The sequence below is a fragment of the uncultured Frigoribacterium sp. genome (assembly GCF_963515265.1).
GTDB lineage: Bacteria > Actinomycetota > Actinomycetes > Actinomycetales > Microbacteriaceae > Frigoribacterium.
This window is the reverse complement of the sequence record NZ_CAUPYL010000023.1, coordinates 1-24,254: the sequence shown is the minus strand read 5'-3', so window position 1 is coordinate 24,254 and position 24,254 is coordinate 1. Positions and strand designations below refer to the sequence as shown.

Below are 24,254 nucleotides of genomic sequence, written 5' to 3'. Positions count from 1 at the left end.
ACGCTCACGTCGACGCTCCCGGTCACGCCGACTACATCAAGAACATGATCACCGGCGCGGCTCAGATGGACGGCGCGATCCTCGTGGTCGCCGCCACCGACGGTCCGATGCCCCAGACGCGTGAGCACGTCCTGCTCGCCCGCCAGGTCGGCGTGCCCTACATCGTCGTGGCCCTCAACAAGTCCGACATGGTCGACGACGAGGAGATCCTCGAGCTCGTCGAGATCGAGGTGCGCGAGCTCCTCTCCAGCCAGGACTTCGACGGCGACAACGCCCCCGTCGTTCAGGTCTCCGCTCTCAAGGCCCTCGAGGGCGACGAGAAGTGGGCCGCCACGGTCGCCGACCTGATGGACCAGGTCGACGAGAACGTCCCCGAGCCCGTCCGTGCCACGGACCAGCCCTTCCTCATGCCCGTCGAGGACGTCTTCACGATCACCGGTCGTGGAACCGTCATCACCGGTCGTGTCGAGCGCGGCATCCTGAAGCCGAACGACGAGGTCGAGATCGTCGGCATCAAGGAGAAGTCGTCCAAGACGACCGTCACCGCCATCGAGATGTTCCGCAAGACCCTCGACGACGCGCGCGCCGGTGAGAACGTCGGACTCCTCCTCCGCGGCACCAAGCGCGAGGACGTCGAGCGCGGCCAGGTCGTGGTCAAGCCCGGCTCGATCACGCCCCACACCGAGTTCGAGGCGAACGTCTACATCCTCTCGAAGGACGAGGGCGGCCGTCACAACCCGTTCTACGCGAACTACCGCCCGCAGTTCTACTTCCGCACCACCGACGTCACGGGTGTCATCACACTGCCCGAGGGCACCGAGATGGTCATGCCCGGCGACACGACTGAGATCACCGTCCAGCTGATCCAGCCCATCGCCATGGAAGAGGGCCTGCGCTTCGCCATCCGCGAGGGTGGCCGCACGGTCGGTGCCGGCACGGTCGTCAAGATCATCAAGTAGCACCAGTCGCACCAGCACCACCTGAACACCCGAGAGGGGTCGGGCCCGGAAGGGCTCGGCCCCTCTCGTCGTGTCCCGGGGAGGAACGAAAGCGTGCGTCGATCGCTCTTTCGCGGCAGAGTGGTCGCGAGCCGGAGACGCCGGCCAGAGGAGGCGAACCATGGCAGGCTTCGACGACATCACCAAGAAGGCCCAGCAGTTCCTGAAGGACGGCAAGGTCCAGGACGCCCTGAAGAGCGAGAAGGCCGAGGGCGTCAGCGACAAGATCCTCGACGCCGTCGCCGGTGCTGCCGACAAGGCAACCGGGGGCAAGCACAGCGACAAGATCGCCCAGGCGAAGGAGCAGGCCGACAAGAGGATCGGCGACCAGTAGCCCCGTCGATGCGCGACGCCTCGTTCCCTCGGGACGGGGCGTCGCCTGTACCCCGGCCCACCGCGGACCAGGCCCACGGTGGTTCGATCGACGGATGCCGCGCCTCCGAAGGACGAACTCGAGCTCCCCGGGCCTCACCCGTGTCCCGAGCGGCGCCGGTTTCTCGTACCGTCACGCGGACGGCTCCACCGTGACCGATCCTGAGCTCCGTGAGCGGTGCGAGCACCTCGGCATCCCGCCTGCCTGGACGGACGTCTGGATCGCCCCCTACGCCAACGGGCACATCCAGGCGACGGGCGTCGACGGCGCCGGGCGGCGCCAGTACATCTACCACCCGACCTGGCGTGAGCAGAAGGACCGTCTCAAGTTCGACCGCGCCCTCGCCCTGGCCGAGTCCCTCCCCGCGGCGCGACGCCTCGTGACCCGCGACCTGCGCCTCGACGAGCCGGTGCGCGACCGAGCCCTCGCCGCAGCGTTCCGCATGCTCGACACCGGCTCCCTTCGGGTCGGGTCGGAGCGGTACGCCGAGCAGCACGGCAGCCACGGCCTCTCCACGTTGCTGTGCGCTCACGCCAAGGTGTCCGGCGACGTGGTCTCGCTCGCCTTCCCGGGCAAGAGCGGCCAGGACTGGGACTCCCAGATCCGCGACCCCGACCTCGCGACGGTGGTGCGCGGGTACAAGCAGCGCGGCGGACGGTCGCGGCTGCTCGCCTGGCGTCCCGAGGCGGGCTCGCCCTGGCGACCCCTGCACGCCTCCGAGATCAACGAGTACGTGAAGCTCCGCGCCGGGGACGACTTCACGGCCAAGGACTTCCGCACCCTGCACGGCACGGTCGCCGCCGCGGTCAGCCTCGCGAGGACGGGCCCACAGGCGGGAGCCGGCAAGCGCAAGGCTGCGGTGTCGCAGGCCATGCGCGACGCGGCCGACGTCCTCGGCAACACCCCGTCCGTCGCCCGCTCGTCGTACGTCGACCCCCGTCTCGTCGACGCCTACCTGCACGGCGAGACCATCGATCCCGGCCGCCTGGGGTCGGCGGAGTCCGAGGTGCGGTCGCTGCTCTTCCGATGACCCGGGGACGAGGAGGCGCCCCGCCGTCCCACGGGCGGTCGCGAGCGGGTGGCCCCATGACGTACCGTAGAGGGTTGCGTCCGTTCGAGTCGGGCGCTCGAGAGGACCAACTGCAGTGACTGACGAGTGCATCCACGGTTTCGAGCGAGAGCTGTGCGACATCTGCGCACCGCGCAAGCGGGAGCCCCTGCTCGACGCTGACGGGCAGGCACGGACGCTGGTCACCAAGCGCCGCGCGCCCTCGCGCAAGCCCGAGTCGCTGCGCAGCACGCCGGCCCTGGCCCGTGACTCCGCCGCCGTGGCCGTGGCGGCGCAGTCCGCCGCTCGCGTCGCGCCCGCGTTCGAGGCGCAGCGCGTCTACCACTGGACCCACGTGAGCAACCTGCCGGCCGTGTTCGCCGCCGGCGAGCTCGTCCCCGCCGCCGAGGCGGCCCCCGTCCTCGACGTGAGCTCCGAGGCGACGCGTGCCCTCCGCGCCTCCGTGACGACCGCCTCCGGTGCCGCCGTGGCCGCGCACGTGCCCTTCTCCCTCTCGCCGCACGCCTCCGCGTGGGAGGTCCTCCGCTCGGGCGCCGAGGGCTACGAGTGGTCCGACGCCGCCCGCAGCGCCAAGGCCACCGACTTCGTCATGCTCGTCGTGCCCGTGACCGCGCTGGAGGACGACTTCGTCGTCACCGAGCGCGACGCCGCCGTGCAGGGGGTCCGCTCGGCGGCCGGCGTCGACGCCGCCTCCTCGATGGTGCGCCGCTTCTCGCTCGCCGACCCCGACCTGCTCGAGCCCGAGGTGCTCGTCCCGCACGCCGTCCCGCTCGACTCCGTGATGCTGATCGGCGTCCCGAACGACAAGATGCGCGACCGGGTCAAGCAGCTGCTGGTCGAGGCCGGGGGCGCGGCCCCTCGTGTGGCGGTCTACCCGCCGTGGTTCCGCCCCGCCGAGACGGCCTGAGGCGGCCTGAAGATGAGTCGAGGGGGCCCGTACGGCCCCCTCGAGAACGCGGCCGACATCCGCGACACGCCCGGGTTGCAGCTTGTGCCCAGGTGTGGCAAAATCGTCTAGTTCAACATTCCGAGCTCGCCGTGCGCGAGTGCCGGATCACTGCCAGGCAGTGCACAGGCGCAAGACGTCTGGGCCGCGGGTAGCAGGACACATCTCACACAGGAACACCGCCAGGGCCGAGCTCTGAGCGACGGTGGACACGATGATGACCTCCCCGAGGTCCTCTCGCGCGGAAACCGTCGAACGGCCGCCCGCATCGTTCCCGAGATGGCTTGACACCAGAACAGCGGTACGCGAGGGCGACAGCCCTCGGAGATCGTGTAGAGCCAGATGTTCGCCCAGCGAACAGCGTCAGGCGGCCCCCGAGGTGCGCGACGTCCGAACGAGAGAGAGTCACACATGGCGGGACAGAAGATCCGCATCCGGCTGAAGTCGTACGACCACGAGGTCATCGACACCTCCGCGCGAAAGATCGTCGACACGGTCACCCGCGCGGGCGCCACGGTGGTCGGCCCCGTGCCGCTGCCGACCGAGAAGAACGTGGTCGTCGTGATCCGTTCGCCCCACAAGTACAAGGACTCGCGCGAGCACTTCGAGAAGCGCACGCACAAGCGCCTCATCGACATCGTCGACCCGACGCCCAAGGCAGTCGACTCGCTCATGCGCCTCGACCTCCCGGCCGACGTCAACATCGAGATCAAGCTCTAGGGGAGGCGACCATGACCATCAGCAGCACCAAGAACGTCAAGGGCCTCCTGGGCAAGAAGCTCGGCATGACCCAGGTCTGGGACGAGAACAACAAGCTCGTCCCCGTCACCGTCGTGGAGATCGCTCCCAACGTCGTGACCCAGATCCGCTCGCTCGAGAAGGACGGCTACAGCGCCGTCCAGATCGCCGCCGGCCCCATCGACCCCCGCAAGTCGAACAAGCCCGCCACGGGCCACTTCGACGCCGCGGGCGTCACGCCCCGCCGTCACCTCACCGAGGTCCGCACCGCCGACGCCGCCGAGTACGCACTCGGCCAGGAGCTCACGGCCGCGACCTTCGAGGCCGGCCAGAAGGTCGACGTCGTCGGCACCTCCAAGGGCAAGGGCTTCGCCGGTGTCATGAAGCGTCACAACTTCAAGGGCGTCAGCGCCTCGCACGGTGCGCACCGCAACCACCGCAAGCCCGGCTCGATCGGTGCTTCGTCGACCCCCAGCCGTGTCTTCAAGGGCATGCGCATGGCCGGTCGCATGGGTGGGGACCGCGTCACCATCCTCAACCTCACGGTGCACGCCGTCGACGCCGAGAAGGGTCTGCTGCTCGTCAAGGGCGCCGTCCCCGGCGCTCGTGGCCGCATCGTCTTCGTCCGCACCGCCGTGAAGGGGAAGTAGCTCATGGCCACCATCAACGCAACGGCCACCTCGGTGGACGTCCTCGACGCCAAGGGCGTGAAGACCAGCACGGTCGAGCTGCCCGGCGAGATCTTCGACGTCGTCACGAACGTGCCGCTCATCCACCAGGTCGTCGTCGCCCAGCAGGCAGCCGCTCGCCAGGGCACGCACAAGACCAAGCGTCGCGGCGAGGTCTCCGGCGCCGGCCGCAAGCCGTTCAAGCAGAAGGGCACCGGCCGCGCTCGTCAGGGCTCGATCCGTGCTCCCCAGATGACCGGCGGTGGCATCGTCCACGGTCCGCAGCCGCGTGACTACTCGCAGCGCACCCCCAAGAAGATGATCGCCGCCGCTCTGCTCGGCGCTCTGTCCGACCGTGCCCGCGGTGCTCGCGTGCACGTCGTCGAGGGCTTCGTCGCCGACACGGTGTCGACCAAGGTCGCACTCGAGCTGCTGTCGACGATCTCGTCGAGCAAGCACGTCCTGGTCGTCATCGACCGCGACGACGCGCTCACCCGCAAGAGCGTCAACAACGTGCCCACGGTCCACGTGATCACGTTCGACCAGCTCAACGCCTACGACGTCCTCGTCAGCGACGACATCGTCTTCACGAAGAGCGCCTTCGACGGCTTCGTCGCCTCGAAGAGCAAGAAGGAGGCCACCGCATGAGCGGCTACGGCAAGGACCCCCGCGACGTCATCATCGCGCCCGTCGTCTCCGAGAAGAGCTACTCCCTGATCGATCAGGGCAAGTACACCTTCATCGTCGACCCGCGGTCGAACAAGACCGAGATCAAGCTCGCGATCGAGAAGATCTTCGACGTCAAGGTCGACAGCATCAACACGTTGAACCGCGTCGGCAAGACCCGTCGCACCCGCTTCGGCACCGGCAAGCGCAAGGACACCAAGCGCGCCATCGTGACGCTCAAGTCGGGCTCCATCGACATCTTCACGGCTGTCGGCTAGGGCCCGGAGGGAAAACAAAATGGCTATTCGTAAGTACAAGCCCACGACTCCTGGTCGTCGCGGTTCGTCGGTCGCCGACTTCGCGGAGATCACGCGTTCCACCCCCGAGAAGTCGCTGCTCCGTCCGCTCTCCAAGAGCGGCGGCCGCAACAACGCCGGTCGGATCACGACGCGTCACATCGGTGGTGGCCACAAGCGCCAGTACCGCGTGATCGACTTCCGTCGCAACGACAAGGACGGCGTCAACGCCAAGGTCGCTCACATCGAGTACGACCCCAACCGCACGGCGCGCATCGCGCTCCTGCACTTCGTCGACGGCTCGAAGCGCTACATCATCGCGCCGAACAAGCTGTCGCAGGGCGACATCGTCGAGTCGGGTCCCGGCGCTGACATCAAGCCCGGCAACAACCTGCCGCTCAAGAACATCCCGGTCGGAACCATCATCCACGCGATCGAGCTCAAGCCCGGCGGCGGCGCGAAGATGGCCCGCTCTGCTGGTGCCTCGGTGCGTCTCGTCGCCAAGGACGGCCCCTACGCGCAGCTCCGCCTGCCGTCGGGCGAGGTCCGCAACGTCGACGCACGCTGCCGCGCCACCATCGGCGAGGTCGGCAACGCCGAGCAGTCGAACATCAACTGGGGCAAGGCCGGCCGCATGCGCTGGAAGGGCGTCCGCCCGACCGTCCGTGGTGTCGCCATGAACCCCGTCGACCACCCGCACGGTGGTGGTGAGGGCAAGACCTCCGGTGGACGCCACCCGGTCAGCCCGTGGGGCCAGAAAGAGGGCCGCACGCGCCACCCCAACAAGGAGAGCGACAAGCTCATCGTCCGCCGTCGTAACGCTGGCAAGAAGCGTAAGTAGGAGTTGTAGAAGATGCCACGCAGTCTTAAGAAGGGCCCCTTCGTCGATGACCACCTGCTTCGCAAGGTCGTCACGCAGAACGAGGCCAACACCAAGAACGTCATCAAGACCTGGTCGCGCCGATCGATGATCGTCCCCAACATGCTGGGACACACCATCGCCGTGCACGACGGGCGCAAGCACATCCCCGTGTTCGTGACCGAGAGCATGATCGGCCACAAGCTCGGCGAGTTCGCGCCCACCCGCACCTTCCGCGGCCACGTGAAGGACGACAAGAAGGGTCGTCGCCGCTAACGCGGCGACGTAAGGAGGAGAGAAATGGTGGAGTCGATCGCACGCGTGCGTCACATCCGCGTCACCCCCATGAAGGCCCGTCGCGTCGTCAACCTGATCCGCGGCAAGCAGGCCCTCGAGGCCCTGGCCATCCTGAAGTTCGCGCCCCAGGGCGCCAGCGAGCCCGTCTACAAGCTCGTCGCGTCGGCCATGGCCAACGCACGTGTCAAGGCGGACAAGGACAACAGCTACCTGGACGAGCAGGACCTCTACGTGAGCCGTGCATTCGTCGACCAGGGCGCGACCCTCAAGCGGTTCCAGCCGCGTGCCCAGGGGCGTGCCTTCCAGATCCTGAAGCGCACCAGCCACATCACGATCGTCCTCGCGACGCCGGATGAGGTCGAGGCTGCCGCTGCTACGAAGAAGGCGAGCAAGTAATGGGCCAGAAAGTCAACCCGTACGGCTTCCGTCTGGGCATCACCACCGACCACGTGTCGCGGTGGTTCACCGACAGCACCAAGGCCGGTCAGCGCTACAGCGACTACGTCGCCGAGGACATCAAGATCCGCACGCTGCTCAAGACCTCGCTCGACCGCGCCGGCGTGGCCAAGATCGAGATCGAGCGCACCCGTGACCGCGTCCGCGTCGACATCCACACGGCCCGTCCGGGCATCGTGATCGGGCGTCGCGGCGCCGAGGCCGAGCGCATCCGCGGCGACCTCGAGAAGCTCACGAGCAAGCAGATCCAGCTGAACATCCTCGAGGTCAAGAACCCCGAGGCCGAGGCTCAGCTCGTCGCGCAGGGCATCGCCGAGCAGCTCGCTGCTCGTGTGGCGTTCCGTCGTGCGATGCGCAAGGGCCTCCAGGGCGCCCAGCGCGCCGGCGCCAAGGGCGTCCGGATCCAGGTCTCGGGTCGCCTCGGCGGCGCCGAGATGAGCCGCTCGGAGTTCTACCGCGAGGGCCGCGTGCCCCTGCACACCCTCCGCGCCAACATCGACTACGGCTTCTACGAGGCCAAGACCACCTTCGGTCGCATCGGTGTCAAGGTCTGGATCTACAAGGGCGACATCACCAACAAGGAGCTCGCGCGCGAGCAGGCGAACCAGAAGTCGTCTCGCCCCGAGCGCCGCAACGACCGTGACGGTGCACGTCGCGGGGGCAGCGACCGCGCCCCCCGCGAGCAGAAGGCACCCGCCACCACAGGAGCTGAGGCGTAACCATGCTTATCCCCCGTCGTGTCAAGCACCGCAAGCAGCACCACCCCGGCCGTAGCGGCCAGGCCACTGGTGGCACCAAGGTCAGCTTCGGTGAGTACGGCATCCAGGCACTCACGCCCGCTTACGTGACCAACCGTCAGATCGAGTCCGCTCGTATCGCGATGACGCGTCACATCAAGCGTGGCGGCAAGGTCTGGATCAACATCTACCCCGACCGTCCCCTCACGAAGAAGCCCGCCGAGACCCGCATGGGTTCCGGCAAGGGCTCGCCCGAGTGGTGGGTCGCCAACGTCAAGCCGGGTCGCGTGCTCTTCGAGCTCAGCGGCGTCAGCGAGGAGATCGCCAAGGAGGCGCTCACTCGTGCAATCCACAAGCTGCCCCTCAAGGCACGCATCATCAAGCGCGAGGAGGGCGACGCATAATGGCGATCGGTTCCAAGGAGCTCCGTCCTGTCGAGCTCGACACATTCGAAGACGAGCGTCTCGTCGACGAGCTGAAGAAGGCCAAGGAAGAGCTGTTCAACCTGCGCTTCCAGTCGGCCACCGGCCAGCTCGAGAACCACGGCCGCGTGCGTGCCGTGAAGCGCGACATCGCTCGCATCTACACGGTCCTGCGTGAGCGCGAGCTCGGCATCCGTGCCACCCCCGCCCCGGTCGAGGCCGCCCCCAAGGCGACCAAGAAGTCGACCAAGAAGGCTGCCGCCGCCGACGAGGCGCCCGCCGCCGACACCGTCGAGACTGCCGAGGAGAAGTAATGGCCACCGAGAACAAGACCGAGGTCGACTCGGCAGCCGTCGAGGTCCGCGGCTACCGCAAGACCCGTCGCGGCTACGTGACCAGCGACAAGATGGACAAGACCATCGTCGTCGAGGTCGAGGACCGCGTGAAGCACCCCCTGTACGGCAAGGTCATCCGCCGCACCTCCAAGGTGAAGGTCCACGACGAGGCCAACGCGGCCGGCGTCGGCGACCTCGTCGTGATCAGCGAGACCCGTCCGCTCAGCGCCACCAAGCGCTGGCGCCTGGTCGAGATCCTCGAGAGGGCGAAGTAGGCCTCGCGGTCTGCTCGCGTAGAAGGAGACAGAAGTGATTCAGCAGGAATCCCGCCTCAAGATCGCCGACAACACCGGCGCCAAGGAGATCCTCACCATCCGCGTCCTCGGTGGCTCCGGCCGTCGTTACGCCGGACTCGGTGACGTGATCGTGGCGACCGTCAAGGACGCGATCCCCGGCGGCAACGTCAAGAAGGGTGACGTCGTCAAGGCCGTCATCGTTCGCACCAAGAAGGAGGTCCGTCGTCCGGACGGCTCCTACATCAAGTTCGACGAGAACGCCGCAGTGATCCTGAAGGCCGATGGCGACCCCCGTGGCACGCGCATCTTCGGACCGGTCGGTCGCGAGCTTCGCGACAAGAAGTTCATGAAGATCATCTCGCTGGCGCCGGAGGTTATCTAAGTCATGGCAAACATCAAGAAGGGTGACCTCGTGCAGGTCATCACCGGGGCGACCCAGGCCCGCGGCGGCGACCGCGGCAAGCAGGGCAAGGTCCTCGAGGTCCTCGTCGAGCGCAACCGCGTCGTGGTCGAGGGCATCAACCTGGTCACGAAGCACGTGCGCGTCGGCCAGACGCAGCGCGGCACCAAGACCGGTGGCATCGAGACGCACGAGGCCCCCCTCCACGTCTCGAACGTCGCCATCGTCGACCCCAAGACCAAGAAGCCGACCCGCGTCGGCTTCCGCGAAGAGACGGTCACGAAGAACGGCGTCACCAAGACCGTCCGCGTCCGCTACGCCAAGGCGTCGGGAGAGAACCTCTGATGACTGACACCACCACGAGCACGCCGGCCGCGCTGCCCCGCCTCAAGGCGAAGTACCGCGCCGAGATCCTGCCGCAGCTGAAGAGCGACTTCGGGTTCACGAACGTCCACCAGGTCCCCGGCCTGGTCAAGATCGTCGTGAACACCGGTGTCGGCGAGGCAGCTCGCGACAGCAAGATCATGGACGGCGCCATCAAGGACCTGACCGCCATCACGGGTCAGAAGCCGCAGGTCACCAAGGCCCGCAAGTCGATCGCGCAGTTCAAGCTGCGTGAGGGCCAGGCCATCGGCGCTCACGTCACGCTGCGTGGCGACCGTGCCTGGGAGTTCCTGGACCGTCTGCTGTCGCTGGCGCTGCCCCGCATCCGCGACTTCCGTGGTCTCAGCGACCGCCAGTTCGACGGCAACGGCAACTACACCTTCGGCCTCAATGAGCAGAGCATGTTCCACGAGATCGACCAGGACCGCATCGACCGTGTCCGTGGCTTCGACATCACCGTCGTCACCACGGCCCGTAACGACGACGAGGGCCGGGCTCTGCTCAAGGCTCTCGGCTTCCCGTTCCGCACGGCCGACCAGGCCAACTAAGATCGTCCGGTCGGCAACTCCTCATCGGAGTTGCCGGCCGTTCCCCTGAGGTCACGGAGAATCGCTCCGTGACCGCCCGATCATCGAGGTCGGCACCCGGTGTACCGGATGTCGAAACCGGATGAGGAAGAGATCAACCGCATGACGATGACAGATCCGGTCGCAGACCTGCTGACCAGACTGCGCAACGCGAACTCGGCTCACCACGAGACCGTCTCGCTCCCCAGCAGCAAGCTCAAGTCCCACATCGCTGAGATCCTCAAGCGTGAGGGCTTCATCGAGTCGTGGAAGGTCGAGGACGCCCGTGTGGGCCAGACCCTCACCATCGACCTCAAGTACGGCCCCGACCGCCAGCGCTCCATCGTGGGCATCAAGCGCGTCTCCAAGCCCGGTCTCCGGGTGTACGCGAAGTCGACCGAGATCCCCCAGGTCTTCGGCGGCCTCGGCGTGGCGATCCTGTCCACCTCCTCCGGTCTGCTGACCGACCGTGAGGCCGAGAAGAAGGGCGTAGGCGGAGAAGTCCTCGCCTACGTGTGGTAACCCGCCATGTCTCGAATCGGAAGACTCCCCATCTCGATCCCTGCCGGGGTCGACGTGAAGATCGACGGCCAGGCCGTCTCGGTCAAGGGCCCGAAGGGCGAGCTCGCGCTCGTCGTCAAGAGCCCCATCGAAGCCAAGCTCGAAGAGGGCACCGTCGTCGTGACGCGTCCCGACGACGAGCGTGAGTCGCGTGCCCTGCACGGTCTGACCCGTACCCTCATCGCCAACCAGATCATCGGCGTGACCCAGGGCTACACCAAGGGCCTCGAGGTCGTCGGCACCGGTTACCGCGTGCAGGCGAAGGGCTCGAACGTCGAGTTCGCGCTCGGCTACTCGCACCCCATCACCGTCGAGCCGCCCGCGGGCATCAGCTTCACGGTCGAGGGCAACAACAAGCTCACGGTCGTCGGCATCGACAAGCAGGCCGTCGGCGAAGTCGCCGCCAACATCCGCAAGCTGCGCAAGCCCGAGCCCTACAAGGGCAAGGGTGTCCGCTACGCCGGCGAGGTCGTCCGCCGCAAGGCCGGAAAGTCAGGTAAGTAATCATGGGTCTCGGTACACGAGGAAAGTCCAAGTCGGCAGCCACCAAGCGCCGTCACACCCGCCTGCGCAAGAAGGTCGTGGGCACCGAAGAGCGCCCCCGTCTCGTCGTCACCCGCTCGGCCCGTCACGTCTTCGTGCAGGTCGTCGACGACAGCAAGGGCTTCACCGTCGCCAGCGCCTCGACCCTCGAGGCCGACATGCGCACGTTCGACGGTGACAAGACCGCTAAGTCCCGCAAGGTCGGCGCGCTCGTCGCCGAGCGTGCGAAGGCCGCGGGCATCGAGGCCGTCGTGTTCGATCGCGGCGGCAACAAGTACGCCGGACGCGTCGCGGCCATCGCCGAAGGCGCCCGAGAGGCTGGTTTGAACCTGTGAGCGACGCTACGAACACCACTCCCCCCGAGGCCCCGGCCGAGGCGACGACGGAGGCCGCGAAGGCTCCCGCCGAGGCCGTCGTCGAGCGCCCCGTCGAGACGGCTGCCGGCTCGGAGTCCAACAACCGCGAAGGCGGTCGCACCGACCGTCGCGGCGGTCAGGGCCGCGGAGACCGCAACGCCGGCGGCCGTGGCCGCGGCGACCGTGACGACAAGAGCCAGTTCCTGGAGCGCGTCGTCACCATCAACCGCGTGTCCAAGGTCGTCAAGGGCGGTCGTCGCTTCAGCTTCACGGCGCTCGTCGTCGTCGGCGACGGCAACGGACTCGTCGGCGTCGGCTACGGCAAGGCCCGCGAGGTCCCGACCGCCATCAGCAAGGGCGTCGAGGAGGCGAAGAAGAACTTCTTCCGCGTTCCCCGCATCGGCAACACCATCCCGCACCCCGTGCAGGGCGAGGCTGCTGCCGGCGTCGTGATGCTGCGTCCGGCCTCGGCCGGTACCGGTGTCATCGCCGGTGGTCCCGTCCGCGCCGTGCTCGAGTGCGCCGGCATCCACGACGTGCTCAGCAAGTCGCTCGGTTCGTCCAACACGATCAACATCGTGCACGCGACCGTCACGGCGCTGAAGCTCCTCGAGGAGCCTCGTGCCGTCGCGGCCCGTCGTGGCCTCGACATCGACCAGGTGATGCCGGCGTTCCTGCAGCGTGCAGAGGACGCAGCGCGCACCGCCGCGACCGAGAAGGCAGGTGCCTGATGGCCGCCAACCTCAAGGTGACCCAGATCAAGTCCGTAATCAGCGAGAAGCAGAACCAGCGTGACACGCTGCGGAGCCTGGGCCTCAAGCGCATCGGCCACTCGGTCGTTCGCGAGGACACCAAGCAGAACCGTGGCTACGTCAACGTGGTCGCTCACCTCGTGAAGGTCGAGGAGATTGACTAATGGCTGACGAGAAGAAGGAGCCGGCCGCGAAGGCCGCTCCCAAGAAGGCCGCCGCCCCCAAGGCGACGACCACCAAGGCTGCTGCCCCCAAGGCCGCCGCCAAGAAGCCGGCTGCCGACAAGGCTGCCGCGTCGACGGCGTCCAGCACGAAGTCGGCCCCGGCCGGCTCGTCGGACGTCGCGCGTCCGCAGGTGCTCAAGGTGCACCACCTCCGCCCGGCTCCCGGTGCCAAGAAGGCGAAGACCCGCGTCGGACGCGGTGAGGGCTCGAAGGGCAAGACGGCCGGACGTGGCACCAAGGGCCAGAAGGCCCGGTACCAGGTCAAGGTCGGCTTCGAGGGCGGACAGATGCCGCTGCACATGCGTACTCCGAAGCTGCGCGGGTTCAAGAACCCGTTCCGCGTCGAGTACCAGGTCGTGAACCTCGAGAAGCTCGGCGAGCTCTACCCCCAGGGAGGCGACGTCACCATCGTCGACCTGGTCGCCAAGGGCGCCGTCCGCAAGAACGAGAAGGTCAAGGTCCTCGGCCAGGGCGACCTCAGCGTCGCGCTGACCGTCACGGTCGACAAGGTCTCCGGCTCTGCCGAAGAGAAGATCGTCGCCGCGGGCGGATCCGTCACCAAGTAATGCCCTGAGGGGGTGGTCCGTCAGGGCCACCCCCTTCAGTCGTCTATCCTTCACACCGGGAGGCCCACCATGTTCAGAGCTGTCGCGCGCATCATGCGCACGCCCGACCTTCGCCGCAAGATCGGGTTCACGCTCGGCATCATCGCGCTCTTCCGGCTGGGGTCCTTCATCCCTGCTCCGTTCGTGGACTACCAGAACGTGCAGCTCTGCCTCGCCGGCAGCCAGGGCACGTCGGGCCTCTACGAGCTCGTGAACCTCTTCAGCGGCGGCGCACTGCTGCAGCTGTCCGTGTTCGCGCTGGGCATCATGCCCTACATCACGTCGTCGATCATCGTGCAGCTGCTGCGCGTGGTGATCCCCCACTTCGACACCCTCTACAAGGAGGGCCAGTCCGGCCAGGCCAAGCTGACCCAGTACACGCGGTACCTCACCATCGCGCTGGGCATCCTGCAGTCGACCACCCTCATCACCGTCGCCCGCTCCGGCACGCTCTTCGCGGGCTCCGGGGCCGCGGAGTGCCAGCAGCTCATCACGAACGACGCCTGGTACGCCGTGCTCCTCATGGTCATCACCATGACCGCCGGCACCGGCCTCATCATGTGGATGGGCGAGCTCATCACCGAGCGCGGCATCGGCAACGGCATGTCGCTCCTCATCTTCACGTCGATCGCGGCCCGCTTCCCCACCGCCCTGTGGAGCATCGCCCAGGCCCGTGGCTTCGAGATCTTCCTCATGGTCATCGCAGTCGGGCTGGTCATCATGGCCGCCGTCGTCTTCGTCGAGCAGTCGCAGCGACGAGTGCCCGTGCAGTACGCCAAGCGCATGGTCGGCAGGCGGACCTACGGGGGCAACAACACGTACATCCCGATCAAGGTCAACATGGCCGGCGTCGTGCCCGTCATCTTCGCCTCGTCGCTGCTGTACCTGCCGGCCCTGGTCGCCCAGTTCAACCGGCCGACCGACGGCACCGCCCCCGCGGCGTGGGTCTCGTGGGTCGAAGCGAACCTCACCTCGGGCGACAACCCGCTCTACATGGCCGTGTACTTCGCGCTCATCGTCGGGTTCACCTACTTCTACGTCGCGATCACCTTCAACCCCGAAGAGGTCGCGGACAACATGAAGAAGTACGGCGGGTTCATCCCCGGCATCCGTGCGGGCCGTCCGACGGCCGAGTACCTCGACTACGTCCTGACCCGGGTCACCCTGCCCGGCTCCCTGTACCTCGGCATCGTGGCGCTCATCCCGCTGATCGCCCTCGCCACCGTCGGCGCCAACCAGAACTTCCCCTTCGGCGGCGCGAGCATCCTGATCATCGTCGGAGTCGGCCTCGAGACGGTCAAGCAGATCGACTCGCAGCTCCAGCAGCGGCACTACGAGGGGCTCCTCCGATGACCAGTGCACAGTCGATCCCGGCACCGCGCCTCCTGATCGTCGGTCCGCCCGGCGCGGGCAAGGGCACCCAGGCGGTGCGCATCGCCGAGTCGTTCGGCATCCCCGCGATCTCGACGGGCGACATCTTCCGGGCCAACGTCGCAGGCGAGACCGATCTCGGCCTCAAGGTCAAGGCGATCCTCGACGCGGGCGACTACGTCCCGGACAGCCTGACCAACGAACTCATCAGCGACCGCCTGGCCGAGGCGGACGCCGAGCAGGGGTTCCTGCTCGACGGCTACCCGCGCACCGTGCAGCAGGTCGAGTTCCTCGACGAGTTCCTCGCGGGACGCGGCGAGGCCCTCGCCGCCGTCGTGCAGCTCGTCGCCGACCGTGACGAGATCGTCGAGCGCCTTCGCCGACGCGCTCTCGACCAGGGGCGCTCCGACGACACGGAGGAGGCGATCCGCCACCGACAGGACGTCTACCTCCGCGAGACCGCTCCTCTGATCGAGACGTACCGCGACCGCGGCCTGCTCGTCGAGGTCGACGGGCTCGGCACCATCGACGAGGTCGCCACGCGCATCGACGGCGCTCTCGTGAGCGCCGGTTTCCGGCCCACCGCCTCCGCCTCCTGAACGACGTGGCGCTCCGCAGACCCGGGATCTACAAGAGCCCCGACGAGCTCCGGCTCATGGTGCGCCCTGGCGTCCTGACTGCGGAGGCGCTGGACGCCGTCGCTGCCGTCATCCGACCCGGGGTCACCACCGGCGACCTCGACGCCGTGGCAGAGCGCACGATCCGCGAAGGCGGCGGCGTGCCCAACTTCATGCTCGTGCCGGGCTACCGGCACACGATCTGCGCTTCCGTGAACGACGAGGTCGTCCACGGGATCCCCGGTGATCGCGTGCTGCGGGCCGGCGACCTCGTCTCCGTCGACTGCGGCGCCGAGGTCGACGGCTGGAACGGCGACAGCGCCCGCACCTTCGTGCTCGACGATCCTGACCGTCCCGAGATCGTGGCCGATCGCCGGTTCCTCGCCGAGGTGACCGAGGAGGCGCTCTGGCGCGGCATCGCAGCCCTGGCCGGTGCGCGGGGCCTCAACGAGGTCGGCGACGCCGTCGAGGACCACGTGGAGTCCCGTGGGGACTTCGGCATCGTCGAGGACTACACGGGCCACGGGATCGGCAGGTCGATGCACGAGGAGCCCCCCGTCTTTAACTACCGGGTACGGGGCCGCGGTCCCGCGGTGCGCCCCGGGCTCGTCGTGGCCATCGAGCCGATGGTCACCCTCGGCCGTGCGGACACGGTCACCCGCGACGACGACTGGACGGTCGCCACCGTCGACGGCTCGGACGCGGCCCACTGGGAGCACTCGGTCGCCGTCCACGCCGGCGGCATCTGGGTGACGACCGCGCACGACGGGGGAGCGGCGGGACTGGCCGCTCTCGGGGTCGTGCCCGTCCCGATCGCCTGACCCGCTGCGGCGCGCCAGCTCCGGGGGGCGCGGCCGGGCGCGTCAGCCCCGGGACGAACCGACCGAGCAGGTGGCCTCGGCGGCGGTCTGGCCGGTGATGGTCGACGGCAGCGTGGTGGTCACCGGTGCCGGCTCGACCGGCGCTGTGGTCTCGGGCGCTGCCGGTCCGGTCGTCGCGGCCGGCGCCGGCGTCTCCGGAGCGGGCACGGCCGACTCGTCCACGGTGGATCCGCGACCCTCGGACTGGTCGCCGAGGGTGAACTTCTGGTCCGTCTGCAGGGCCGTCTCCAGCACCCCGGCGTCCGACTCGGCGGGGACCACCCGACCGGCCTGGTCGGGGTCGTCCACCACCGGGTACTGCACGAACACGATGTCGGCCGGGGTCAGGTTCCTCAGCGCGAGCGCGAGCGAGACCAACGTGTCGGGCGAGCTCAGGGACGACGAGAGCGTCATGTTGCCGAGCGCCGCCGAGGCCAGCTTGTAGAGGGTCGTCGGGCTCCCGAGGGTGCCGCCCGAGATGATCGTGCGCATCATCGACGACAGGAACACCTGCTGCGAGCTGATGCGGGCGAGGTCGCTCCCGTCGCCGACGCCGTGGCGCGTCCGGAGGAACTCGAGGGCGTCCTTGCCCTGCAGGGAGTGGGTGCCGGCCGAGAGGTCGAGCCCGGTGTCGGTGTCGCGGATCCGCTGCGTCACGCAGACGTCGACCCCGCCCAGGGCGTTCGACATCTCGATGACGCCGTCGAAGGTGATCATGCCCGCGTAGTAGACGCTGAGCCCCGTCATGCTCTCGACGGCGGCGACCGTGCAGCTGATGCCCCCGTCGCCGTAGAGGGTGTTGAACTGCTGGTACGAGGCGGCCGGATGCGCTGCCCCGTCGTCGCCGGTGCACGCGGGGCGGTCGATCATCAGGTCGCGCGGGAAGCTCACGGCCGTGAGCTGGGTCTGGTCCTCGGACAGGTGCACGAGGATGTTGACGTCGTTCCGCACCCCGTCGACCACGCCGGCGTCCACCGCGCTGCCGGGGTCACGCTGGTCGCTGCCGATCAGGAGGATGTTCGCGCCGCCGGGGATGGCCGAGATCTCCTCCGGGGCGGCCGTCTCGTTGTCCAGGGCGACCGACGTCACCGAAGAGGTGAGCTGCTGGGCGGTGATGGCGGCCAGGGAGGCGCCGCTCACGAGCAGCACGGCCAGTGCGCTGGCCACGAGGGTCACCAGGGCCCGGAACGGCCCTCGCGGTCGGAGGCGACCGTGACGGGCGGCGCCTCGGCGGCCGGGCGTGCGTGTCTGCTGGGGCATGCGGAGCTCCTGGTCGGCGTCTCGTCGTCGACTCGGCGTGTCGGGTCGACGGGCGGGTTGCTGAAGTGTAGCGGCATCACCTAGGATCGATCTTTGGTGTTCCCAGGCCACATCTGTGTGCCCGGGGCGCCGACTGCCCGCACGACCAACACCCCCAACTCTGAGCGACTGTGAGTCCATGGCCAAAAAAGACGGTGTCATCGAAATCGAAGGAGCTGTGATCGAAGCTCTGCCCAACGCGATGTTCCGCGTCGAGCTGACCAACGGTCACAAGGTTCTCGCCCACATCTCGGGAAAGATGCGTCAGCACTACATCCGCATCCTCCCCGAAGACCGTGTGATCGTCGAGCTGAGCCCCTACGACCTGACCCGCGGCCGGATCGTCTACCGCTACAAGTAGGGCGTGCTGGAAAGGAACGGCCCCGCGCACCCGCGGGGCACGAAGCCAGCGAGATCAAGGAAACAACGATGAAGGTCAACCCCAGCGTCAAGCCCATCTGCGAGCACTGCAAGGTGATCCGCCGCAAGGGCAACGTCATGGTCATCTGCAAGAGCAACCCGCGTCACAAGCAGCGTCAGGGCTAGTAAGCGGCCATGCTCCGACCGCGACAGCGGTCAGCAGCAGCCGGGGCTCTCGAGCCCCACAGCACCACCCCACGAGCAGCACCAGAACTCGTCGACACGTCGCCCCGCGCGGCGGCCGACGGGGGACACCCCGGGCGGAGGCCCGGGCACCGGTGCTGCGTCACACCTCCACCACTCTCTGAGGAGAAGCCACCATGGCACGTCTAGCAGGCGTTGACATCCCGCGTGACAAGCGCGTCGAAGTCGCACTGACCTACATCTACGGAGTCGGCCGCACCCGCGCGCTCAAGACTCTCGCCGAGACCGAGATCGACGGCAACATCCGCGTCAAGGACCTCACGGACGACCAGCTCGTCCTGCTCCGCGACCACATCGAGGGCAACTTCAAGGTAGAGGGAGACCTCCGCCGTGAGGTCGCCGCCGACATCCGCCGCAAGGTCGAGATCGGCAGCTACGAGGGCATCCGCCACCGCCGCGGCCTGCCTGTGCGCGGCCAGCGCACCAAGACGAACGCGCGTACCCGCAAGGGCCCGAAGCGCACCGTCGCCGGCAAGAAGAAGGCTCGCTAGGCCCCGGCTCCCGCCGTACGCCTCTAGGTTCGTAGGAGATCAAAATGGCAGCACCGAAGTCGGCCGCGCGCAAGCCCCGCCGCAAAGAGAAGAAGAACGTCGCCGTGGGCCAGGCCCACATCAAGAGCACGTTCAACAACACCATCGTGTCGATCACCGATCCCTCGGGTGCCGTGCTGAGCTGGGCTTCGTCCGGCGCCGTCGGCTTCAAGGGCTCGCGCAAGTCGACCCCGTTCGCCGCGCAGCTCGCGGCCGAGTCGGCTGCGCGTCAGGCGCAGGAGCACGGCGTCAAGAAGGTCGACGTCTTCGTCAAGGGCCCGGGCTCGGGTCGCGAGACCGCGATCCGCTCGCTCCAGGCCGCAGGCCTCGAGGTCGGCTCGATCAACGACGTCACCCCGCAGGCGCACAACGGCTGCCGCCCGCCGAAGCGTCGTCGCGTCTAACTGAGTTGCCGCCCGTCGTGCCTCCTCTTCCCCTCGTGGGGCGAGGAGGCGCGGCGGGCTCGACCGCGTCACCACCGCCTCCTGCGTTCCTCGCACGGGGCGCCCACAACTCAAGAGACCGACGGGCCAGCCACCCTGTCGTACCGCCGAGAGTCATATAGCGGACTCTCCGCCGAAAGGAACCCACAGTGCTCATTGCACAGCGCCCCACCCTCACCGAGGAGAACATCTCGGAGTTCCGCTCGCGTTTCGCGATCGAGCCCCTCGAGCCCGGCTTCGGCTACACCCTCGGCAACTCGCTGCGTCGCACGCTCCTGTCGTCGATCCCCGGCGCGGCCGTCACCAGCATCCGCATCGACGGCGTGCTGCACGAGTTCACGACCGTCCCGGGCGTGAAGGAGGACGTGACCGAGGTCATCCTCAACATCAAGCAGCTCGTCGTCTCGAGCGAGCACGACGAGCCCATCACGGCTTACCTGCGCAAGCAGGGCGCCGGCCAGGTCACGGCCGCCGACATCTCGGCTCCGGCCGGCGTCGAGATCCACAACCCCGAGCTCGTCATCGCCACGCTCAACGACAAGGCGAAGTTCGAGCTCGAGCTGACGATCGAGCGTGGCCGTGGCTACGTCTCGGCCGTGCAGAACCGCGCCGAGTTCAGCGAGGCCGGTCAGATCCCGATCGACTCGATCTACTCGCCCGTCCTCAAGGTCACCTACCGCGTCGAGGCGACCCGTGCTGGTGAGCGCACCGACTTCGACCGTCTCGTCGTCGACGTCGAGACGAAGCCGGCGATCACGCCGCGCGACGCCATCGCGTCGGCCGGTCGCACGCTGACCGAGCTGTTCGGCCTGGCACGCGAGCTCAACACCGCTGCCGAGGGCATCGAGATCGGCCCCGCGCCGGTCGACGCCGTCCTCTCCAGCGAACTGCAGACGCCGATCGAGGATCTCGATCTGTCGGTGCGCAGCTACAACTGCCTGAAGCGCGAGGGCATCAACACGGTGTCCGAGCTCGTCGCCCTCTCGGAGACGCAGCTCATGAACATCCGCAACTTCGGTCAGAAGTCGGTCGACGAGGTGAAGGACAAGCTCGTCGAGCTGGGTCTCTCGCTCAAGGACACGGTCCCCGGGTTCGACGGAGCCCACTTCTACAGCGGCTACGACGAGGAAGAGACCAACTAGGTCTCGTCTCCCGACGCCCTCCATCTTCGACAGCTAGGAACCAACGATCATGCCCAAGCCCACCAAGGGTCCCCGCCTCGGAGGCGGCCCGGCTCACGAGCGTCTGATGCTCGCGAACCTCGCCGCATCGCTCTTCGAGCACAAGAGCATCAAGACGACCGAGACGAAGGCCAAGCGCCTCCGTCCCGTCGCCGAGCGCCTCGTCACCTTCGCGAAGCGGGGCGACCTCGCGTCGCGTCGTCGTGCGATGCAGACGCTGCGCAACAACAAGGACGCCGCGCACATCCTCTTCACCGAGATCGCGCCGCTCGTCGAGAACCGTGAGGGCGGCTACACCCGCATCACGAAGCTCGGCTTCCGCAAGGGCGACAACGCCTCGATGGTGTCGATCGAGCTCGTGCTCGAGCCCGTCACCCCCAAGGTGAAGTCGTCGTCGAGCTCGAAGGCCACGCCGGCCGCCGCGCCCGTGGACGTGCCCGCCGAGGAGGCCGACGCGGCCCCCGTCGACGAGACCGAGACGGTCGAGCAGAGCGAGCCCGTCGAGGCCGAGACCGAGACGGCTGCCGCCGACGAGGTCGAGACCGACGCCGCCGCGAAGTCGGACGACAAGTAGTCACGAGCACCACCGGCAGAGGGCCCGTCACCGCGAGGTGACGGGCCCTCCGTCGTCGAGACGAGGCGAGGCGGGGCGGGGCGGACGGCTGGCGACGGGCCTCCGGCTACGCGACGACCGTCGTGTAGGTGATCATGCCGACACGCGGCGTCCCCCGAACGGGTGTCGTTCACCTGCTCGAAACCTGTGGGCCTTCGCGGCCCCGTAGCGTGACGGTGTCCCGCCGGATCAGCGGGCCCGAACCGTCACGAAGGACGTCATGCACCCCCGACCCCGTACCGTCAGGACGGTCGCGCTCGCGACCGGTCTCGGCGTCGCCCTCGGCCTCGCGCCGCTGGTGCCCGCGACAGCCGCCTCCTCCTCGCCCTCCCTCGGCACCGCCGCCGTGGACGGCTCGGGCCTCGTCATCGACGAGGCCTACCTGAAGGGCGGCAGTGCGAACGCGCCCTTCACGAACAAGTTCGTCGAGCTGTACAACCCGACCGACGCCGCCGTCCCCCTGGCGGGCTGGTCGCTCCAGTACCGGGCGGCGACCTCGTCGGCCGTCTCAGGGGTCGGCGCCCTCGCCGGCACCGTTCCCGCGGGCGGCAGCTTCCTCGTGCAGCTCGGCAGCAACGGCACAGCCGGGGCGTCGCTGCCCGCGGCCGACGCCGTGCTCGGGCTGAACCCCAGCGGCACGACGGGCACCCTCGTGCTCGCCGACCAGCCCACGGCGGTGACGCTCCCCGTCGGCGCGTCGTCCGTCGGAGTCGACGGCCTCGTCGACCTGCTGGGCTACGGCACGTCCAACACCTCCGAGACGGCCGTCGCCGCGACGTCGGGCTCGAACTCCGTGCCGAACTCGCTCGTGCGCACCGACCACGTCGACACCGACGACAACTCGGCCGACTTCACGGTCAGCGACGTCGTCACGCCGGTGAACAGCGCAGGAGGCGCCCCCGCCGACCCCGAGGAGCCCACCGACCCCGAGCCCACCGAGCCGCCCGCGCCCGCGGTCGACGCGACCATCGCCGAGATCCAGGGCACGGGCGACGCCAGCCCCTTCGCCGGGCAGGTCGTCCGGACGCGCGGCGTCGTCACGGCGACCTACCCGACGGGCGGCCTCGACGGCTACGTCGTGCAGACGCCGGGCACCGGAGGTGCGCTCGACCTCGCGACGCACGCCGCGTCCGACGCGGTCTTCGTCTACAGCTCGGCCACCGCCTCCTCGGTCTCCGTGGGCGACCACGTCGAGCTCACCGGCGAGGTCACCGAGTACTTCGGCCTGACCGAGCTCACGGTCGCCGACGCCTCAGGCCTCGTGCGGCTCGACGCGAGCACCGTCGAGGCACCCCTGGCGGCGACCGTCGCCTGGCCCACGACGGACCTCGAGCGCGAGTCGCTCGAGAGCATGCTCATCGCGCCGCAGGGCGACTTCACGGTCTCCGACGTCTACACGACGAACCAGTACGGCGAGGTCGCGCTGGCGGCAGGCACCGGCCCGCTCCTGCAGCCGACCGAGGTGGGCCGTCCCGGCAGCGCCGAGGCGGCAGCCGTCGCCGCGGACAACGCCGCCCGCGCCGTCACGCTCGACGACGGCTCGAGCGTGAACTTCTTCACCGCGGCCAACCAGTCGATCCCGTTGCCGTGGCTCTCGCCCGAGACCCCCGTCACGGTCGGTGCTCCGGTCGACTTCTCCCAGCCCGTCGTGGTCGACTTCCGCAACGGCACCTGGAAGCTCCAGCCCACGGGCCGCGTGACCGGCGACACCCCCGCCGCCGAGCTGCCGGCCTCGTTCGGCGTCGTGCGCGAGTCGACCCCCGTCGACGTCGGCGGCGACGTGTCGATCGCCAGCTTCAACGTGCTGAACTACTTCCCGACCACGGGCGACCAGCTCTCCGGCTGCACCTACTACCGGGATCGCGCGGGAGAGCCGCTGACCGTGAACAGCGGCTGCGACGCCCGCGGCGCCGCCACGCAGGTCAGCTTCGAGCGTCAGCAGTCGAAGATCGTCTCGGCGATCAACGGCCTCGACGCCGACGTCGTCTCGCTCGAGGAGATCGAGAACTCGGCCCGCTTCGGGCAGGACCGCGACGCGGCCGTGTCGACCCTGGTCGACGCCCTCAACGCCGACCTCGGCGCCGACGAGTGGAGCTACGTCCCCTCGCCCGCGACGGTGCCGTCGAACGAGGACGTCATCCGCCTCGCCTTCATCTACAAGGCCGGCACGATCGAGACGGTCGGCGGGTCGACGATCCTCACCGACGCCCCGGCCTTCAGCAACGCGCGTCAGCCGCTCGCCCAGGCGTTCCGCCCGGTCGCCGCGGCCGACTCCGACGACGCCACGTTCGTCGCGATCGCGAACCACTTCAAGTCGAAGGGGAGCGGATCGGGTGCCGACGCCGACCTCGGCGACGGCCAGGGCGCCTCCAACGCCTCGCGCGTCAACCAGGCGGAGGCGCTCGTCGCCTTCTCGGACCGCGTGCAGACGGCGGCGGGCACGGACCTGGCGTTCCTGCTCGGCGACTTCAACGCCTACTCGCAGGAGGACCCGATCGAGGTGCTGCGCGACGCGGGCTACGCCGACCTCGGCTCGACCGAGACCGACGAGTACAGCTACGTCTTCGGCGGCCTCAGCGGCTCGCTCGACCACGTGCTCGCGTCGCCGGCCGCCGCCGAGGCCGTCACCGCGGTGGACATCTGGAACATCAACTCGGGAGAGTCGGTGGGGCTCGAGTACAGCCGCTACAACTACAACGTCGTCCCGCTGTTCGAGGAGGGGCCGTTCCGTGCGAGCGACCACGACCCCGTCCACGTCGGCCTTTCCCTCGTCGCCGACGAGGACCCGACCGACCCGACCGACCCGACGGACCCGACGGACCCGACGGACCCGACGGACCCGGGCACGGGCCCCACGGACCCGACCGATCCCGGGCACGGCGGGGGCGCGCACCCGCTGCCGCCCGTGGTGCAGGTCATCGTCGCCGTCGTCACCGCCGTGGTGTCGTGGCTGACGAAGCTGTTCGGGTGGCGCTGGCGCTGAGCCGCTGAGCCGCTGAGTCGCTGAGCCGCTGAGCCGCTGAGCCAGCTGGCCCGTGCGGGGCGGCTGCGCGAGGAGGCCCGAGGGGCGGACGGGCACGAGCGCCAGCGCCCCCGCCGACGCCCCGAGGAATGACCGGCTGGCGCCCCACGCCCCCCCACCCGCCCCCCCCCCCCCCCACCCAGCCCT

At 68.7% G+C, this 24,254-nt stretch carries 35 protein-coding genes; 34 read left to right on the top strand and 1 reads right to left on the bottom strand.

The window, feature by feature from the left end:
* The 27 genes from tuf to map form a co-directional block, all read left to right on the top strand.
* Positions 1-959: elongation factor Tu (tuf, locus tag RWM17_RS04335; RefSeq protein WP_314101691.1), on the top strand; the 959-nt coding region annotated here is incomplete at its 5' end.
* A gap of 160 nt (positions 960-1,119) precedes the next feature.
* Complete coding sequence (locus RWM17_RS04330) at positions 1,120-1,332, top strand: Rv0909 family putative TA system antitoxin (RefSeq protein WP_314101689.1); 213 nt, start codon at positions 1,120-1,122, stop codon at positions 1,330-1,332.
* Positions 1,333-1,426: 94 nt separating this feature from the next.
* Positions 1,427-2,401 carry a DNA topoisomerase IB gene (locus tag RWM17_RS04325; RefSeq protein ID WP_314101687.1) on the top strand — a complete coding sequence of 325 codons (975 nt, stop codon included), beginning with the start codon at positions 1,427-1,429 and terminating at the stop codon, positions 2,399-2,401.
* A gap of 115 nt (positions 2,402-2,516) precedes the next feature.
* Positions 2,517-3,347 carry a DarT ssDNA thymidine ADP-ribosyltransferase family protein gene (locus RWM17_RS04320; protein WP_314101685.1) on the top strand — a complete coding sequence of 277 codons (831 nt, stop codon included), beginning with the start codon at positions 2,517-2,519 and terminating at the stop codon, positions 3,345-3,347.
* 450 nt (positions 3,348-3,797) lie between these two features.
* On the top strand, positions 3,798-4,106 hold the full coding sequence (gene rpsJ, locus RWM17_RS04315; RefSeq protein WP_043593369.1) for a 30S ribosomal protein S10: 309 nt from the start codon (positions 3,798-3,800) through the stop codon (positions 4,104-4,106).
* A gap of 17 nt (positions 4,107-4,123) precedes the next feature.
* Entirely contained in the window at positions 4,124-4,774 is a 651-nt protein-coding gene (rplC, locus tag RWM17_RS04310) for a 50S ribosomal protein L3 (protein WP_191330343.1), read from the top strand.
* A gap of 3 nt (positions 4,775-4,777) precedes the next feature.
* Complete coding sequence (gene rplD / locus RWM17_RS04305) at positions 4,778-5,440, top strand: 50S ribosomal protein L4 (RefSeq protein WP_133738228.1); 663 nt, start codon at positions 4,778-4,780, stop codon at positions 5,438-5,440.
* Positions 5,437-5,736: a 50S ribosomal protein L23 gene (gene rplW, locus RWM17_RS04300; RefSeq protein ID WP_123547687.1), complete on the top strand. Its 300-nt coding sequence runs from the start codon at positions 5,437-5,439 to the stop codon at positions 5,734-5,736. Before rplD ends, rplW begins: the two co-directional genes overlap by 4 nt.
* A gap of 19 nt (positions 5,737-5,755) precedes the next feature.
* The gene (gene rplB, locus RWM17_RS04295) at positions 5,756-6,595 is read left to right on the top strand and encodes a 50S ribosomal protein L2 (RefSeq protein WP_123547688.1); all 840 of its coding nucleotides are present in this window, start codon (positions 5,756-5,758) and stop codon (positions 6,593-6,595) included.
* Positions 6,596-6,607: 12 nt separating this feature from the next.
* Positions 6,608-6,889 (top strand): 30S ribosomal protein S19, encoded by a 282-nt coding sequence (rpsS, locus tag RWM17_RS04290; RefSeq protein WP_123547689.1) that lies wholly within the window; start codon positions 6,608-6,610, stop codon positions 6,887-6,889.
* A 24-nt stretch (positions 6,890-6,913) separates the two neighbouring features.
* Positions 6,914-7,306: a 50S ribosomal protein L22 gene (gene rplV / locus RWM17_RS04285; RefSeq protein ID WP_123547690.1), complete on the top strand. Its 393-nt coding sequence runs from the start codon at positions 6,914-6,916 to the stop codon at positions 7,304-7,306.
* Positions 7,306-8,085: a 30S ribosomal protein S3 gene (rpsC, locus tag RWM17_RS04280; protein WP_123547691.1), complete on the top strand. Its 780-nt coding sequence runs from the start codon at positions 7,306-7,308 to the stop codon at positions 8,083-8,085. Before rplV ends, rpsC begins: the two co-directional genes overlap by 1 nt.
* A 2-nt stretch (positions 8,086-8,087) precedes the next feature.
* Positions 8,088-8,507, top strand: a complete 420-nt coding sequence (gene rplP / locus RWM17_RS04275) for a 50S ribosomal protein L16 (protein ID WP_043593355.1) — start codon at positions 8,088-8,090, stop codon at positions 8,505-8,507.
* Positions 8,507-8,839, top strand: coding sequence for a 50S ribosomal protein L29 (gene rpmC, locus RWM17_RS04270; protein ID WP_123547692.1), 333 nt, complete (start codon positions 8,507-8,509; stop codon positions 8,837-8,839). The genes rplP and rpmC overlap by 1 nt, the downstream gene beginning before the upstream one ends.
* The gene (gene rpsQ, locus RWM17_RS04265) at positions 8,839-9,135 is read left to right on the top strand and encodes a 30S ribosomal protein S17 (protein WP_133738229.1); all 297 of its coding nucleotides are present in this window, start codon (positions 8,839-8,841) and stop codon (positions 9,133-9,135) included. Before rpmC ends, rpsQ begins: the two co-directional genes overlap by 1 nt.
* 34 nt (positions 9,136-9,169) lie before the next feature.
* On the top strand, positions 9,170-9,538 hold the full coding sequence (rplN, locus tag RWM17_RS04260; RefSeq protein ID WP_043593350.1) for a 50S ribosomal protein L14: 369 nt from the start codon (positions 9,170-9,172) through the stop codon (positions 9,536-9,538).
* A gap of 3 nt (positions 9,539-9,541) precedes the next feature.
* Entirely contained in the window at positions 9,542-9,901 is a 360-nt protein-coding gene (gene rplX, locus RWM17_RS04255) for a 50S ribosomal protein L24 (protein WP_123547694.1), read from the top strand.
* Positions 9,901-10,488 (top strand): 50S ribosomal protein L5, encoded by a 588-nt coding sequence (rplE, locus tag RWM17_RS04250; RefSeq protein ID WP_123547695.1) that lies wholly within the window; start codon positions 9,901-9,903, stop codon positions 10,486-10,488. Before rplX ends, rplE begins: the two co-directional genes overlap by 1 nt.
* Before the next feature lie 141 nt (positions 10,489-10,629).
* On the top strand, positions 10,630-11,028 hold the full coding sequence (gene rpsH, locus RWM17_RS04245; RefSeq protein WP_123547696.1) for a 30S ribosomal protein S8: 399 nt from the start codon (positions 10,630-10,632) through the stop codon (positions 11,026-11,028).
* Positions 11,029-11,034: 6 nt separating this feature from the next.
* Positions 11,035-11,571: a 50S ribosomal protein L6 gene (rplF, locus tag RWM17_RS04240; protein ID WP_123547697.1), complete on the top strand. Its 537-nt coding sequence runs from the start codon at positions 11,035-11,037 to the stop codon at positions 11,569-11,571.
* A 2-nt stretch (positions 11,572-11,573) separates the two neighbouring features.
* Positions 11,574-11,945, top strand: coding sequence for a 50S ribosomal protein L18 (gene rplR / locus RWM17_RS04235; protein ID WP_123355181.1), 372 nt, complete (start codon positions 11,574-11,576; stop codon positions 11,943-11,945).
* Entirely contained in the window at positions 11,942-12,697 is a 756-nt protein-coding gene (gene rpsE / locus RWM17_RS04230; RefSeq protein WP_123547698.1) for a 30S ribosomal protein S5, read from the top strand. The genes rplR and rpsE overlap by 4 nt, the downstream gene beginning before the upstream one ends.
* Positions 12,697-12,882: a 50S ribosomal protein L30 gene (rpmD, locus tag RWM17_RS04225; protein WP_123547699.1), complete on the top strand. Its 186-nt coding sequence runs from the start codon at positions 12,697-12,699 to the stop codon at positions 12,880-12,882. Before rpsE ends, rpmD begins: the two co-directional genes overlap by 1 nt.
* The gene (gene rplO, locus RWM17_RS04220) at positions 12,882-13,508 is read left to right on the top strand and encodes a 50S ribosomal protein L15 (protein ID WP_314101673.1); all 627 of its coding nucleotides are present in this window, start codon (positions 12,882-12,884) and stop codon (positions 13,506-13,508) included. Before rpmD ends, rplO begins: the two co-directional genes overlap by 1 nt.
* Before the next feature lie 69 nt (positions 13,509-13,577).
* Positions 13,578-14,900, top strand: coding sequence for a preprotein translocase subunit SecY (gene secY, locus RWM17_RS04215; protein ID WP_123547701.1), 1,323 nt, complete (start codon positions 13,578-13,580; stop codon positions 14,898-14,900).
* Positions 14,897-15,517 carry an adenylate kinase gene (locus RWM17_RS04210; RefSeq protein ID WP_314101671.1) on the top strand — a complete coding sequence of 207 codons (621 nt, stop codon included), beginning with the start codon at positions 14,897-14,899 and terminating at the stop codon, positions 15,515-15,517. Before secY ends, RWM17_RS04210 begins: the two co-directional genes overlap by 4 nt.
* Before the next feature lie 5 nt (positions 15,518-15,522).
* The gene (map, locus tag RWM17_RS04205; protein WP_314101670.1) at positions 15,523-16,356 is read left to right on the top strand and encodes a type I methionyl aminopeptidase; all 834 of its coding nucleotides are present in this window, start codon (positions 15,523-15,525) and stop codon (positions 16,354-16,356) included.
* 42 nt (positions 16,357-16,398) lie between these two features.
* On the opposite strand, the gene RWM17_RS04200 is transcribed toward map, so the two are convergent.
* Positions 16,399-17,655: an LCP family protein gene (locus RWM17_RS04200; RefSeq protein ID WP_314101668.1), complete on the bottom strand. Its 1,257-nt coding sequence runs from the start codon at positions 17,653-17,655 to the stop codon at positions 16,399-16,401.
* 178 nt (positions 17,656-17,833) lie between these two features.
* Between RWM17_RS04200 and infA the strand changes: the two genes are divergently transcribed.
* From infA to RWM17_RS04165, 7 genes are all read left to right on the top strand, one after another.
* Positions 17,834-18,055, top strand: a complete 222-nt coding sequence (gene infA, locus RWM17_RS04195) for a translation initiation factor IF-1 (RefSeq protein WP_055857193.1) — start codon at positions 17,834-17,836, stop codon at positions 18,053-18,055.
* A gap of 68 nt (positions 18,056-18,123) precedes the next feature.
* On the top strand, positions 18,124-18,240 hold the full coding sequence (gene rpmJ, locus RWM17_RS04190; RefSeq protein WP_043593327.1) for a 50S ribosomal protein L36: 117 nt from the start codon (positions 18,124-18,126) through the stop codon (positions 18,238-18,240).
* 194 nt (positions 18,241-18,434) lie between these two features.
* A complete protein-coding gene (gene rpsM, locus RWM17_RS04185) occupies positions 18,435-18,809 on the top strand; it encodes a 30S ribosomal protein S13 (RefSeq protein WP_056057338.1) in 375 nt (124 codons plus the stop codon).
* Positions 18,810-18,853: 44 nt separating this feature from the next.
* Entirely contained in the window at positions 18,854-19,252 is a 399-nt protein-coding gene (rpsK, locus tag RWM17_RS04180; RefSeq protein ID WP_055799944.1) for a 30S ribosomal protein S11, read from the top strand.
* 188 nt (positions 19,253-19,440) lie between these two features.
* Positions 19,441-20,433 carry a DNA-directed RNA polymerase subunit alpha gene (locus RWM17_RS04175; RefSeq protein ID WP_123547705.1) on the top strand — a complete coding sequence of 331 codons (993 nt, stop codon included), beginning with the start codon at positions 19,441-19,443 and terminating at the stop codon, positions 20,431-20,433.
* A gap of 49 nt (positions 20,434-20,482) precedes the next feature.
* Positions 20,483-21,046 carry a 50S ribosomal protein L17 gene (gene rplQ / locus RWM17_RS04170; protein WP_314101656.1) on the top strand — a complete coding sequence of 188 codons (564 nt, stop codon included), beginning with the start codon at positions 20,483-20,485 and terminating at the stop codon, positions 21,044-21,046.
* A gap of 259 nt (positions 21,047-21,305) precedes the next feature.
* Positions 21,306-24,068 (top strand): ExeM/NucH family extracellular endonuclease, encoded by a 2,763-nt coding sequence (locus RWM17_RS04165; protein ID WP_314101654.1) that lies wholly within the window; start codon positions 21,306-21,308, stop codon positions 24,066-24,068.
* Positions 24,069-24,254 lie beyond the last annotated feature (186 nt).